The organism is Shouchella patagoniensis (assembly GCF_002019705.1).
Classification (GTDB): Bacteria; Bacillota; Bacilli; order Bacillales; family Bacillaceae_D; genus Shouchella; species Shouchella patagoniensis.
In genome coordinates, this window is sequence record NZ_KV917377.1 from 2652461 (window position 1) to 2664730 (window position 12270).

The window sequence follows — 12270 nt, forward strand, 5'->3', positions numbered from 1 at the left end:
TGCCACAACCCCTTACTTATCGGCGTACGCATTCATCAAATATTGATTGATTGTTGCTTTAATTGTCTCAACGCGACCGGATTTATTGTTTATCTCACCAAGATTTAACGCATGCTTTTCAAGTGCATGGAAGTCTGCTTTTCCTTCGACAATATCAAGACCAATACCTTCACTGTAGCTGTTGTAACGATTCTCAACAAAGCCATCAAGGACGTTATCATCTATTAATTTCTGGGCCACTTTTAAGCCAATCGCAAACGTATCCATTCCAGCAATATGCGCCTGGAACAAATCTTCTGCTTCAAATGATCCTCTACGTACTTTCGCATCGAAATTTAAACCACCGCGGCCGAGCCCGCCATTTTTCAAAATTTCATACATTGCAAGTGTTGTAGAGTAAAGGTCAGTTGGAAATTCATCTGTGTCCCAACCTAATAGGGGATCACCTTGGTTTGCATCAACCGAACCAAGCATGCCATGAATTCGTGCATAACGAAGCTCATGTTCAAATGTATGACCAGCAAGGGTAGCATGATTCGCTTCAATATTAAATTTGAATGTGTTCTCAAGTCCATAATGTTGTAAAAACGCATAACCTGTCGCCACATCAAAGTCGTACTGATGGGTCGTTGGCTCTTTTGGCTTTGGTTCAATTAAGAACTGAGCATCAAAACCAATCTCTTTCGCATACTCTGAAGCCATATGGAAGAAACGACCAAGGTTATCCATCTCTAGCTTTAAGTCTGTGTTTAATAACGATTCGTATCCTTCACGTCCACCCCAGAACACATAATTCTCGCCACCAAGCTCTTTTCCAATTTCCAATCCTTTTTTTACTTTTGCTGCGGAGTAAGCAAACACATCTGCATTATTTGAAGATGCGGCACCGCTTACAAAACGTGGATTCGTAAAATTGTTCGCTGTGTTCCAAAGCAATTTCGTATTACTATTTTTCATATAATCCTTAATCATCGCTACGATTTGATCCAAATTGCTATACGTTTCCTTGAGCGTACTGCCTTCAGGAGCAATATCCACATCATGGAAGCAGAAATAAGGAACGTTTAACTTTTCAAAAAACTCAAATGCTGCTTCGACACGCGCTTTCGCCAAATCCATGCCAGTAAAGCCATTCCAAGGACGTATTGCTGTGCCCGCCCCAAACGGATCAGATAAATCTTCAGTAAACGTATGCCAATAAGCAACGCCAAAGCGAAGAATTTCCTCCATTGATTTTCCATTTACTTGTTCCGTCGGATTATAAAATTTAAACGCTAACGGATTGTTTGATTTAGGGCCTTCATAGGCAATCTTATTTACATTTTCAAAATAACTCATTCCTTCATCTCCTCTTGATTCGTTTGTTTGTTTATTAATTAAACTAAGTGTAGCTTGATTGCTAAACTGCGTCAATAGGAGAATTAGCAGAGAGCTATCTTATCCGTCTTCCTGTACGTACTTATCGATCGTTGTTCTTTTATTGGTACTTGATATTGCCTTCCCATTAGAACTCCATATTAAATACAAGATGGTACATCAATGAATACCGTTACTTCGCTTCTACACATGCCCAAGCGTCAACTTCCACTTTAAACTGAGGTGCTGCTAATGCTACAACGTAAATCATCGTTGTACACGGAAGTTGATCTCCTAAAAAAGCTCCTATGACTTCTCGACGTTTTGTTGCTTCAAAATCACCTACTAAATAAAAAACGAGCTTCGTTAAATCTTTCACACTCATATTGGCTGCTTCTAAATTTAATTGAATATTTTCTAATGCTATTTCCAATTGTTTCAAAGGATCTTCAGGCACATCGCCATTTGTCTTCATCCCTAATTGACCGGATAGTGTTAGCCAACGACCGGGACCTGTTACTTCAATTTGGTGAACATAAGGCGCAATCGGTGGATGAATGTTTTCAGGGTTGCGAGCTTGTCTCATCACACAATACACTTCCTTTCGTATACCTATATTCATAATCGATCTAATTAATAGATTATCAAACAAAAATACTTGAAAAAAAGCCTAGGATTCCCTAGACTCCTCTTTCCGATAAGCTAAAGCTTCGCTTGCCCACCGTTCCAACTCCAGTAGTGCTTGCTTCATCTCAAGTCCACCGCGGTAGCCACTGCCTCGCCCACTTTTACTCACTACACGGTGGCACGGAATGGAAATCAGCACGGGGTTTGCTCCAATTGCTGTACCGACTGCACGTACAGCCTTTGGTTTATTGATTTTCTCGGCAATAGCCGTGTACGTAACCGTAGCACCATATGGAATGTCTTGTAGCGCTTTCCAAACCGCTTCTTGAAAAGGAGTACCACTCGTTTCAAATGAAAACGAGAAAAGTTGTCGACTCCCTTGTGCATACTCATCTAATTCATTGATGTAAAGCTGTAAGGCTGATTCCTGTTCGACTAAGTTGGCGTTTGGAAAGGTACGGCCTGCCCATAAGGAAAATTGTTCCATTGTCTCATTAGGTGTACTTAGATATGCGAGTCCACTTTCTGTTGCCGCTAAGATGAATAGGTTCCGCCACTTTGTATAATATAGCTTTTTAATGTTGGAATTCACAACGCTCCGCTCCTGTTTTTTTGATGTTGTCGGAATTGATTTGGTGTAGATGATGTCTCTTTTTTAAAAACGGTCGTGAAATAGGATGTATTCGGAAATCCAAGGATGTTCCCTATCTGACTAATTGGCGCATCGGTTTGCACAAGAAGAGCTCTTGCTTTTTGCAGCTTTTTTTTTCGAATATAGACATGCGGAGTCTCGCCTGTAACGTGTTTAAACGTTCGCTGCAAATGATAAGGACTAGTATGAAAAGCATCACCTAATTGTGCAAGCGTAATTGGCTGACTGTATTGTTGATCAATCCATGCGCACATCTCGTTAACCAATTTCTCATTAGGTGTTTGACGAAGCTCTGGCTTACATCGTTTGCACGGACGAAAATCCTCTGCAAGTGCATGTTTCACATCTGTAAAAATACGGACATTTTTCTTATTTGGCACTTTCGACCTGCACGAAGGACGACAAAAGATTTTTGTTGTTTGAACCCCGTAGAAAAAGAGCCGATCAAATGCTGTATCATTCTCTCTTATCGCTTCCCAGTACACAACCGGCACTTCATCTGGCGTCATTGGGCATCACCTCACTCAATTTCGTATCGTTAGTATAAGGGATAGATAGCTGACAAAGCGGATTTTTTTAATTGATGAGCAAGATTACAAAAGAAAAACTCAAACGTACGAAAACGAGAGAATGAATCGTTAACAAGCGTCACCCTAGCTCTACTAACCTATTGACCCTCGCAAATGCTTTTAACTTGATTCTTACTTCTAATTCATCGACTATCCCTTTTCTACAAATCAGCACACTCGTCCATATTCTCGTTCCATCGGTGAAAACGTACAATCTTACTAGATTCTTCTTACATAGAATATGTTGTACCAAAAAAACTTTTTTGAGGTGATACGATGAACAATTATGGTCAGCGCAAATGTTGTGAAGGGTTCCGCGTAAGAGTTTGTCCAGGTTGTCGTTGTAACAAAAAACACGCTTCATCCCCGGCCCCATCCCTTTCTCGTGTTGATGATCGTAACAAGGAAACAGAAAACGATGGTCGTAGCATATTAAGGTTGTTTGAGCGTTAGATGATTAACTTGAAAGACCAGTACAACAAGAACATGATGTTCTTGTGTACGATAACGAGTGCCTATGGACAAGCCTTGTTCTAGTAATCTCCATTCACTAATGACGCTCTACGTTTATAATTAAGATTGTCAATCTATTTTTGTCGTTAATTTAAGTAATCATAGCGCTTATCTGATTAAGGTAAGAATCCCGTTTCACTGATATAGATTTGATCCGTTGAAAACTGGCTACGCAACCGGCGCACTAGTTTTTGATACGCATCTGGCTCGTACCATTTTTCCATTCCAATCTCCTTGTGTAACGCATAAATACCAAGCCGTTCCGTTCGTTTGCCTTTACTACCATCACCCATATAAAAATCATCGATGCACACTCGATCGACCGTTTCAGATAGGACTTGAGCAAACGCTGGTGAGCTTGGCAAGAGTGGGGCAACGGTTGCTTGCGTAGCAACGCCCGCTTCACGTAAGCGCACTAACGCTTTCAGTCGACCTGCTATTGGTGGTGCGGAGGGAGAGAAATGCTTACGAATCTCATCAGAATCTGTTTCAACTGTCATGCTGACACGGACTCTCGGTCCAAGTGTTTGCAACAAGTCAATATCTCTGGTCACGAGAGAACTCCGTGTTTGCACAAATAAAAAATCAGGTGGGTTTTGCACCATTGCCTTAAGCAACCCCCGTGTCACCTGTTCTTTATGTTCAATCGGCTGATAAGGATCCGTACTTGATGACATAAAAATTGTAACCGGGCCCTTTTTCTTTTCGCGCTTTAGCTCTTTTTCAAGGATGCTTTGCGCCCCTTGTTTTACATCAACCCATTCGCCCCAATCTTGATCACGAAAAAGCTGAACAGGCATCTGTCGTACATAACAGTACGAGCAAGCGAACACACAACCAGTATATGGATTTAAGGAATGACTATAGCCTTTTAAAAAACCGACGCCTTTATTTAAAAGCGTTTTTGGGTATTTATATAAGAATTCACTTTTCATTGCAGCCTCCTATGTGAAAGAAGTATTCGAACTTTACTACGCTGCACAAATAGCTGCAAGCGCATTAAAAAGAGGGGAGCATCTTTATTATGAAGTCAACAAAATGGATCAATCATCACCACGCTATTATTCGCACTGATGAGCCCTTTTCGTTTCAAGCAAACCTTGCTTATTTAAAACGATCAACAAATGAATGTATGTTTTATATAGAAGGGGGATCTGTCATACGGGCAATTGAAGTAGAAGGACAAGCGTGCCTTATCCGGATAAGCTCTGAAAACGACTCGGATTTATGGGTCCGTTTCTTGCAGCAAGCACCTTTAGACAAAGACATGCGGTACAAAGTCATCACTTATGTGTGTGATTGGTTTGATTTATATACGGATCTAAGCCCCTTCTACTCAATGGCAGCGCTAGATCCTTTGCTTCATCAGCCGGTTTCTCACTTTTATGGCTTGCGTGTTATGGGCATTCCTGACCTCTACGAAGCTCTTGTTTGGGGCATTCTTGGCCAACAAATCAATCTTAGCTATGCCTATACTCTTAAAAGTCGCTTTGTTGAACGATTTGGGTCAGCAATTGATTCGGACGGTATCACGTTTTGGTTGTTTCCAAAAGCAGACACCGTGGCGTCCTCATCCATAGAAGAACTGATGAACCTCGGAATGACTAGGAGAAAAGCCGAATACTTGCTGTCTGTCTCGCAATTACTAACGGATCGTACTCTATCAAAAGAACACCTCGGAAATGATTTAAAGACAGCTGAAAAACAACTAACCTCCATTCGTGGTATTGGCCCATGGACGGCTAATTATGTCTTAATGCGGTGCTTGCGTTTTCCTAATGCTTTTCCAATTGATGACGTGGGATTGCACAATGCGATCAAGTTTATTTATGGCAGTGAACGCAAACCAACCAAAACAGAGATTTGTGAAATAGCAAAGCCTTGGAGAGGTTTTGAGTCTTATGCAACATTTTATTTGTGGCGGTTGTTGTATTAATTATAAACGTTAACTAGATCGGTTTAAAACGATACGGGCATCAAGTACCCTGAATCGATAGACGTTCATGTTCAAGTACTTGAGAAAAATAGAGTCCTTTAACAAGCGCATGTGATTCCTACAGGGCCCAATTGGAGTTTGCATTTAATGAGAGAGTTCAAGTATAGACCAGTTAAAAAGCTGGAGATTTGTGATCCCAATGTGTAGATTCTGTCCTTAAGGCGGAGAATTCGAAGCCAAAAGTGGAGATTTTTCGCTTTAGCGTGGAGATTTGAGCCAATTTGGTGGAGATTCAATTTGGGATGTAGCATTTTGACGTTAAGCACCTACTCAACCTGGCAGGTGCTTCCTTTTTTATCCGTTTAAAAAACTGAGCACTATAATACGTTGACATAATCCAAGGAAGAGGGTCCAAAATCTGATAAAAAATCACTCCCCTCTAAAAAAGTTGTTGTTGTTGTATAGAACTCTGCACCTTTAGGCAGGCTGTTTATTCTGCACCGGCCAAGGTTTGCTAAGTGGGGTTCTCAAACGTTCGAACAGGAACGAGTTATCATATGCGCTCCGCACAAGATAAAGAGGATATAACCAGATGATGCGACCGGTATTGCTACATAAACAACCCCAAGCTCCGCAAGCGTTTTCGAACGACACCACACATAAATTGCTGCGTTCATGAGACACTGTTTTTTCCCCTCTTAACTACGATTGTTTCCCTAATTTTCCTCCGATAAAAAAGAAGCACGGAGTTGATTGCTTTCCGTATCTTGCCCAGTCCCATACTTCCGATATAAGACGTCGGGATGAATGCGATAACAATGGCTTTTTTTTACCGTTTTAACTTGAATAATTCTTTTTTCCGAAAGGCTTTTCATCCTTTTCGTTACACTTTTAAAATCACATTTAAGCTCTTTTGCTAAATCATTTCGGCTAAATGGCCGAAGTTCGCTTCCTTCAAACTCATCTGGATTAACGACAATCAGGTTGGTTTTGAAATGAACAAAAGGTAGTAGTTTATAGAGGAATCCGGCTTCTGTTAACGTGAGCACATTTATGAATTTAAATGAAGTATCCGTTAACGCCAGTTTTGTGAATTTCTGCTTGCGTAGTTTTCCACGACAGTGGAACGCTTCATTCATGCTGTAGGTTAAATAACGTCCTTCACGCTCGGAAATAAGAAGATCAACCGCTTCTAGCCTCTTCAAAATTTCAGCCGTTCGATTTTGACTTCGATTAAACAAGTGTTGGCAATGGTATTGTGTTAAATACGTACCACGACAGTAATAAAGCTTGCCTTTTTTGTCTATCCGCATCTTCATAATCAAGTGTAATAACGCGCCCGCCTCCGTTAATGATAGCTTGTCCATTTTCTCGCGAATTGGCGCGTGATAACAGGCAACGAATGGAGCGTGAGTCGCTCTTCTCATCTCTTTGAGTTTATAAATCCGTGCCCATGCTTCTTGTTGTTTAACCGTCCTGTAACTTGCGACTTCCGAAATGACTTCTCCCGTCTCGGCATCTACAAGGTACACTTGCTTCATAAAAATAACCCCCTTATAATTTATAATATTCTGTTATCTAAAGAATAAACGAATCCTTTTTAAAAAGAAATCGTTTTTACTCGTCGATTAGATAAACACCCATACCTTTTAGTAGCAAGAGTATTTTTACTTCCTTGCCTTTGATTTATTCCAGTCAACAAGTGCACCAAGCAACGTCCCGATAACGATATACACAGCTAACTGATTCGTCATCATACCAAAGATAACGCCTAAACAAAGACCAAGCAAAAGAGCCGATCCTACTCTCCGTTTTCTCGGTTGATTTTTAGTCATAATAATCCTCTGCTTTCTTTTTATGTATTTGCATACACGCACAACTTCCTACACAACCTAGTTGTATGCCTGCTTAAAAAAGGAGTTTTTAGACGATGACAAAAGACGAATTACTCATCTATGTACGGAGAAAGCTAATTCTTGAAAACATCCGAGACACAACCCAATTATACCGCGAAGCCGAATCTGATGGCATTAATCCATCAGAAGTTGAAGAATTGCTTATTGACTTTTATTACAACGATTTAATGGACCTGTCCCCAATTAAAGATTCTGCGACAAGTAATCGCATCATTGATGTACATGTACATAAATTTGAATCGATGTATAGAGATCAAACAGATACTGACGAAACATATTAACGATAGCGCAAAATAAAATCAATCAAGACGTTTTTCCGAAAAAAGAAAGGTCGCAGTCACTTTGACTGCGAACCTCTTTATTCTCTCCTCATTTTTATTATAATCGTTCTTCCTATGCAATTCTTTAAGTTACTATACTTAAATAAAGATGATTGCAAACAAGAGTAAGACTTATACAAGGATACTCCATAACAACATCGTTACGGATATCGTTACGACGCCTTGCAGCAACGTTGCCATTGTTTGCGCTTTATACGCATCGATTACTTCCATCCCACTAAATTCAGTCACAACCCAGAAATAGCTATCATTTACATGACTGACGGTCATCGCTCCCGCTCAATCGCCATCACAACAAGAGCAAGTGGAATCGCTCCTTCAATGCCCATAAAGAGCAGCTTCGTTGCCGCTCTTCTTAACTCACGAACCACCGACATTTAACAGTGGGCTTGGAGAATACCTACTGGATAAATCGTTTATAAACAGATCAATTTCCCGAAAAAGCTTTGTTTCAATTTGCTCCCGCTTCTCCTTTGCTTCCTCTTCTGAAAGAAAATAATGCGTATTCGCCGCCTGACACCATAGGGGTAACATTGTTAAAATGTCACCAGCCCGATGCCAATAATCAGCGTCATAATGGTTAAATGGGATTTCAAGCGAAACGGTTTCTTGTTTCTCATTCCGTATATACCATTTCTTATTTGAATAGCGCAAAGAGATGTCGTCTTCCTCGAAATAAAGAGAGACCTTTTTCTGATCAACTTCAAACTGAGTACGAGTCCCCATCAAGTTGTAGTTCCGTTTCAACTCATCGATTCCCGTACCTGCACGACTCAATTCTTTTCGAATGGCTTTAAAAGACGCAATAAGCAAATCTTTATGCTCATCATTCTCGACAAGCTCTTTTTCCACTTTGCGTGTCTTCTGCTTTCTACGCAGAGGGGGGTGAATCGCATATCTATAAACAAAGGCGAGAACGACAATAATCGCAAGCACCCAAATAAGTTCAGTCATAAGAGTCAACTCCAGTACGAACCAATTAGCGACTTCTGCACTAATCATGCAGAACGCCCCCTCATTATAAACGCATGTTGTTTGAATTAAAAGTCACGACTAGCTACCTAATTCTGTCTACCAATCTCCATTCATTCGCAGTCTGTTTTTTAAAAATGTTTTAACCATTGTATACACGGTTCACTTAAACATTAGTGGTAGCCAAAAGTCATTGCCATTCATTTCTTACCTTCTATCAACACGTGCTCTACTTTCGATTGTCGGGCTTTTCAACTTGCTCATTTTAAAACTGTTTGTGATTACCCGTTTAATACGGCTTCCAAGCTCCTCCGCTTGCTGATCTTCTATCGCATGCTTAAAAACCAAATCAACAGAAAAATCCGCTTTGCTTGTTGAGACTGGATATAAGACAAGCTCCTCCCCCGTCACAAGTGCATTTGATAGCGAGCTAACGTTAAGCAGCATTGTTTGCAACATTGCTCGTTCACGATCTGTATACGATTCATTTACGAAGATCTCAATACGTATTAGTCGAACCATTTCGTCCTCCACTTTACTGTTCCATTTTTACCCCCTAGCTTTTCCGCAAAAGAAACAAAATAACCCCTATCGATACAACCGTGCTGATTACATTTACAAGTAAACAATTAGTTTATTTCCACGGTATTGGGAAATATGCAGAAAAGATTCCAAAATTTTTAAATGAATAGTATGATTATTCCTATAAATACATAGATATGGGAGTGACATTATGATTCATGCAGTTCGTCCTGAACTAGTTGGAGCTAAAATTGTAGAGTGGCATAGTTGTATCGTCTCAAAATCATTTGAACAGGCGATTCTATTATAAAGAAGAAGTTCAACAGCAAATTAATACGATGGCGAAAGACGACAAAATTATGGCTTATTTTTCATTGGTTGAATTTAAACATAATCTGTTAGTCAGTCGGTATAACAAGAATGAGAGTGATTTCAGCTTAGAACATGTTGAACAAGCAACAGAGATTTATAACATGTTAAAATACCTTTATTATTTTGTGAGTGGTCAAAACGAGTACGTTCAAGAACGCTATAGGTCTGCAGTTAAAATGTTTCGAAAAGCCGAACGGTTACTAGAGTACGTTAATGACGAAGCTGAAGAAGCCGAATTTTATTTGTATACGGGCTTAGTTTATTATCGTCTTAATCAATATTTAGTTGCTTCCTCCTATATGGAGCAAGCGGAAGTAAGTTTTAAAAAAATAAATTATAAAGAGCAGGAAGTTAATTATCAGATTATTACTGCATCTATTTTTCAAGAGCTACACAACGCTAAAAAAGGGGAAGAAATTTTAAAAGATGCTTTGATAACTGCAGAGCCATTCCCTATCGTTTATTCATTAGTACTGCGCTCATTAGGGTTAAACAAACAGAGCCTAAAAAAATTTACTGAAGCAGAAATGTATTTTAGAAAAGCGCTTGATGTAACACAACATGAAGATACTGTATTTGGTGCAAAAACAAGATATAACTTGTGTAACTCATTGTTTAATCAAGGAAAGTACGAAGAGGCAGTTAAAAACTTTCAATTAGCTAAAACAGGTGCTATTTATTATAAAAACAATGAATATACTGCTCGTTGCCTATTTACAGAAGGGTTACATATTAATAACGATTACAAACTAGTCGATACAGCCATTGAACTTCTTAAAACAGACGGAATGGATTTTGAAGTGGCTGAGCTATCAGAGGAAGCAGCACGTGTTGCTGAAGATGCAGGAGAAACAGCTTTGGCGTTGAAGTATATGAAAGTTGCGCATAAAGCACGACTCTATCAAAATTCTTTAGGAGATAATCAAATTGTTTAAGCACTTTTTCTTATTATCATTGGTAGCCGTTTCCTTTTCTACCGGGTTTTCTGATTTTATCGATTACAGTAGCGGTAATGACGTTCTTATTCAAGCTCGTGATAAAGCAGATATTTCTTAAACCTATAGCTTTTAATAAAAAACAACGGTTCCATTTTCGTTTATAACAAAGATGGAACCGTTGTTTTTTCACTTCGAAGCAAGATTTTAATCTTATGAGTAACAGTACACGAGTTGGGATAGCATCGCAAATATTTAAACTCTTATAAAAAAAGTATCATCTCCTTACGATCCGTGTACTACCTCTCTATTCACCATCTACCTGAACCATCTTCCACGTTGATACCCAATCTTTTTGAGCAACCCGTCTAAAGAAAGTACTTCTTCGCTCATCTGATTGATAAAGAGGCGTTGGTTTCACACGTAATTGAAGCAGATCCTCCACTCCCCAAGGCGCTGTTAAAACAACATTTCCCTCTTCACTTAACGTCACAACTACAGCTGTTGCAGTTTCTGGGAAAGAAGCTATTGCGTCTATAGACGATGTGTATGGGGGCAAGTTGTTTTTTAGATGCATACGCGCTTGGTTCTTCACTGACCACGGTACGTTTGGCTCGATTTGTGCGAGTTGTCTCTCCCATTTCTTTTCCTTTGTTTCACTTTTGTTCACTTGGTCAAAATAAATAACATCCACATCCGGTAATGGAGTGGGAGCTAAAAAGCCATGTTGAACATCCCAAACTTTCGAGCGAACAAAGCCAGCAGCAATCCACCATTCAGGCAAACAAAGAGACTGCACTATCCTTAGTACGTGCATCATGAGCTCATCCGATTTAATAACCTCAATGATTTCATCCTTCGATTTCAGCACGGTGTACACCTCCTTTGTACTACATATGTAAGGGCCGTTGTTTTAAGCCATACCTTTTCCCCCCTACGATTAACTTCATATGCGAGTGGTTTAGGTTGAACAACGAGTTCCTTCCCAATCGCTATATACATGGCGTAAAATCGTAAGTAATGCTCCTGTCGAAAGGTTTACTTCCATACAAGGCTCGATTTTTTTCCCTGTTTTCAACACCACTTCCTCCACATTCGAATTCATAATAAAACAGTTGATTCCGCCTGCTTTTGTTCCTTGCTTCAAGGCTTGAAGAACATCAATTAAAATCAATTTCGAAGCAACATGTTCAAGACTTGACACTGCAACAATATAATCAAATGCATTTCTCTTAATATTGTAATCAGAAATATCAGACTGTATAAATTCCATTTGCCGTTCCACGTGAAACCTTTTGCAATAGTTTTTTAATTGATTGATTGCTGACTCAAGTAAATCAACGCAAACAATCGTTGATTGTGGCATCTTTTTGGCAATTGGAATGCCATTTCTCCCCACACCACAACCTAAGTCTAATACCCGAAGTGGTGCATCGGCAGGGAAATATGCAAGAGAATCGATGACTGTTTTAGCAGGTTGGTGGAGCCAAGACCCTTTTAGTCGGATAATAAAGAATATATGTAGGTTTGTTTTCATGATGGTTAATGAGCTTTAAACA

Annotated in this window: 16 protein-coding genes and 1 pseudogene; 5 read left to right on the forward strand and 12 right to left on the reverse strand. The window is 39.6% G+C overall.

The features are described 5' to 3' along the window. Window positions 1–12: 12 nt before the first annotated feature. The 5 genes from xylA to BK584_RS14030 form a co-directional block, all read right to left on the reverse strand. Window positions 13–1338, reverse strand: coding sequence for a xylose isomerase (xylA, locus tag BK584_RS14005; protein ID WP_078393186.1), 1326 nt, complete (start codon window positions 1336–1338; stop codon window positions 13–15). Window positions 1339–1549: 211 nt separating this feature from the next. Then, entirely contained in the window at window positions 1550–1942 is a 393-nt protein-coding gene (locus BK584_RS14010) for a RidA family protein (protein ID WP_078395620.1), read from the reverse strand. 84 nt (window positions 1943–2026) lie between these two features. Beyond that, window positions 2027–2575 carry a methylated-DNA--[protein]-cysteine S-methyltransferase gene (locus BK584_RS14015; protein ID WP_245808864.1) on the reverse strand — a complete coding sequence of 183 codons (549 nt, stop codon included), beginning with the start codon at window positions 2573–2575 and terminating at the stop codon, window positions 2027–2029. Next, complete coding sequence (locus BK584_RS14020) at window positions 2572–3144, reverse strand: bifunctional transcriptional activator/DNA repair enzyme AdaA (protein ID WP_078393187.1); 573 nt, start codon at window positions 3142–3144, stop codon at window positions 2572–2574. The genes BK584_RS14015 and BK584_RS14020 overlap by 4 nt, the downstream gene beginning before the upstream one ends. 689 nt (window positions 3145–3833) lie before the next feature. After that, entirely contained in the window at window positions 3834–4652 is an 819-nt protein-coding gene (locus BK584_RS14030) for an SPL family radical SAM protein (RefSeq protein WP_078393189.1), read from the reverse strand. 89 nt (window positions 4653–4741) lie between these two features. Here BK584_RS14030 and BK584_RS14035 point away from each other — a divergent pair, with 89 nt between their 5' ends. Beyond that, window positions 4742–5653 carry a DNA-3-methyladenine glycosylase family protein gene (locus tag BK584_RS14035; RefSeq protein WP_078393190.1) on the forward strand — a complete coding sequence of 304 codons (912 nt, stop codon included), beginning with the start codon at window positions 4742–4744 and terminating at the stop codon, window positions 5651–5653. 716 nt (window positions 5654–6369) lie between these two features. Here the strand turns inward: BK584_RS14035 and BK584_RS14040 are convergent. Both BK584_RS14040 and BK584_RS24675 read right to left on the reverse strand, forming a co-directional pair. Then, entirely contained in the window at window positions 6370–7194 is an 825-nt protein-coding gene (locus BK584_RS14040) for a hypothetical protein (protein ID WP_078393191.1), read from the reverse strand. 126 nt (window positions 7195–7320) lie between these two features. After that, window positions 7321–7488: a glycine zipper domain-containing protein gene (locus BK584_RS24675; RefSeq protein WP_169871277.1), complete on the reverse strand. Its 168-nt coding sequence runs from the start codon at window positions 7486–7488 to the stop codon at window positions 7321–7323. A 95-nt stretch (window positions 7489–7583) separates the two neighbouring features. Here BK584_RS24675 and BK584_RS14045 point away from each other — a divergent pair, with 95 nt between their 5' ends. Next, entirely contained in the window at window positions 7584–7850 is a 267-nt protein-coding gene (locus tag BK584_RS14045; protein ID WP_078393192.1) for a hypothetical protein, read from the forward strand. Window positions 7851–8021: 171 nt separating this feature from the next. Here BK584_RS14045 and BK584_RS14050 read toward each other — a convergent pair. The 3 genes and pseudogenes from BK584_RS14050 to BK584_RS14060 all read right to left on the reverse strand — a co-directional run. After that, window positions 8022–8242 (reverse strand): annotated as a pseudogene (locus BK584_RS14050) (GntT/GntP/DsdX family permease); the annotation flags it as partial. Between the two features lie 28 nt (window positions 8243–8270). Continuing rightward, on the reverse strand, window positions 8271–8912 hold the full coding sequence (locus BK584_RS14055; protein ID WP_078393193.1) for a hypothetical protein: 642 nt from the start codon (window positions 8910–8912) through the stop codon (window positions 8271–8273). Between the two features lie 177 nt (window positions 8913–9089). Next, on the reverse strand, window positions 9090–9404 hold the full coding sequence (locus BK584_RS14060; RefSeq protein WP_078393194.1) for a hypothetical protein: 315 nt from the start codon (window positions 9402–9404) through the stop codon (window positions 9090–9092). Between the two features lie 211 nt (window positions 9405–9615). Here BK584_RS14060 and BK584_RS25390 point away from each other — a divergent pair, with 211 nt between their 5' ends. Genes BK584_RS25390 through BK584_RS25395 form a run of 3 tightly spaced genes read left to right on the forward strand, consistent with a single transcriptional unit; the run spans window position 9616 to window position 10832 of the window. After that, window positions 9616–9714 carry a response regulator aspartate phosphatase gene (locus BK584_RS25390; protein WP_281255758.1) on the forward strand — a complete coding sequence of 33 codons (99 nt, stop codon included), beginning with the start codon at window positions 9616–9618 and terminating at the stop codon, window positions 9712–9714. A gap of 28 nt (window positions 9715–9742) precedes the next feature. Continuing rightward, window positions 9743–10711 (forward strand): tetratricopeptide repeat protein, encoded by a 969-nt coding sequence (locus BK584_RS14065; protein WP_078393195.1) that lies wholly within the window; start codon window positions 9743–9745, stop codon window positions 10709–10711. Beyond that, the gene (locus BK584_RS25395; protein WP_281255759.1) at window positions 10704–10832 is read left to right on the forward strand and encodes a hypothetical protein; all 129 of its coding nucleotides are present in this window, start codon (window positions 10704–10706) and stop codon (window positions 10830–10832) included. The genes BK584_RS14065 and BK584_RS25395 overlap by 8 nt, the downstream gene beginning before the upstream one ends. 186 nt (window positions 10833–11018) lie before the next feature. Here the strand turns inward: BK584_RS25395 and BK584_RS14070 are convergent, their stop codons facing one another. Continuing rightward, window positions 11019–11582 (reverse strand): nucleotidyltransferase family protein, encoded by a 564-nt coding sequence (locus tag BK584_RS14070; protein WP_367579296.1) that lies wholly within the window; start codon window positions 11580–11582, stop codon window positions 11019–11021. Between the two features lie 90 nt (window positions 11583–11672). Further along, window positions 11673–12248 carry a class I SAM-dependent methyltransferase gene (locus BK584_RS14075; protein ID WP_078393196.1) on the reverse strand — a complete coding sequence of 192 codons (576 nt, stop codon included), beginning with the start codon at window positions 12246–12248 and terminating at the stop codon, window positions 11673–11675. Window positions 12249–12270 lie beyond the last annotated feature (22 nt).

What these genes read in the sequence shown, in the direction of transcription:
- xylA (WP_078393186.1), bottom strand. Translation starts at nt 1,338, where the DNA reads ATGAGTTATTTTGAAAATGTAAATAAGATTGCCTATGAAGGCCCTAAA.
- BK584_RS14010 (WP_078395620.1), bottom strand. Translation starts at nt 1,942, where the DNA reads ATGAGACAAGCTCGCAACCCTGAAAACATTCATCCACCGATTGCGCCT.
- BK584_RS14020 (WP_078393187.1), bottom strand. Translation starts at nt 3,144, where the DNA reads ATGACGCCAGATGAAGTGCCGGTTGTGTACTGGGAAGCGATAAGAGAG.
- BK584_RS14030 (WP_078393189.1), bottom strand. Translation starts at nt 4,652, where the DNA reads ATGAAAAGTGAATTCTTATATAAATACCCAAAAACGCTTTTAAATAAA.
- BK584_RS14035 (WP_078393190.1), top strand. Translation starts at nt 4,742, where the DNA reads ATGAAGTCAACAAAATGGATCAATCATCACCACGCTATTATTCGCACT.
- BK584_RS14040 (WP_078393191.1), bottom strand. Translation starts at nt 7,194, where the DNA reads ATGAAGCAAGTGTACCTTGTAGATGCCGAGACGGGAGAAGTCATTTCG.
- BK584_RS24675 (WP_169871277.1), bottom strand. Translation starts at nt 7,488, where the DNA reads ATGACTAAAAATCAACCGAGAAAACGGAGAGTAGGATCGGCTCTTTTG.
- BK584_RS14045 (WP_078393192.1), top strand. Translation starts at nt 7,584, where the DNA reads ATGACAAAAGACGAATTACTCATCTATGTACGGAGAAAGCTAATTCTT.
- BK584_RS14055 (WP_078393193.1), bottom strand. Translation starts at nt 8,912, where the DNA reads ATGATTAGTGCAGAAGTCGCTAATTGGTTCGTACTGGAGTTGACTCTT.
- BK584_RS14060 (WP_078393194.1), bottom strand. Translation starts at nt 9,404, where the DNA reads ATGGTTCGACTAATACGTATTGAGATCTTCGTAAATGAATCGTATACA.
- BK584_RS25390 (WP_281255758.1), top strand. Translation starts at nt 9,616, where the DNA reads ATGATTCATGCAGTTCGTCCTGAACTAGTTGGAGCTAAAATTGTAGAG.
- BK584_RS14065 (WP_078393195.1), top strand. Translation starts at nt 9,743, where the DNA reads ATGGCGAAAGACGACAAAATTATGGCTTATTTTTCATTGGTTGAATTT.
- BK584_RS14075 (WP_078393196.1), bottom strand. Translation starts at nt 12,248, where the DNA reads ATGAAAACAAACCTACATATATTCTTTATTATCCGACTAAAAGGGTCT.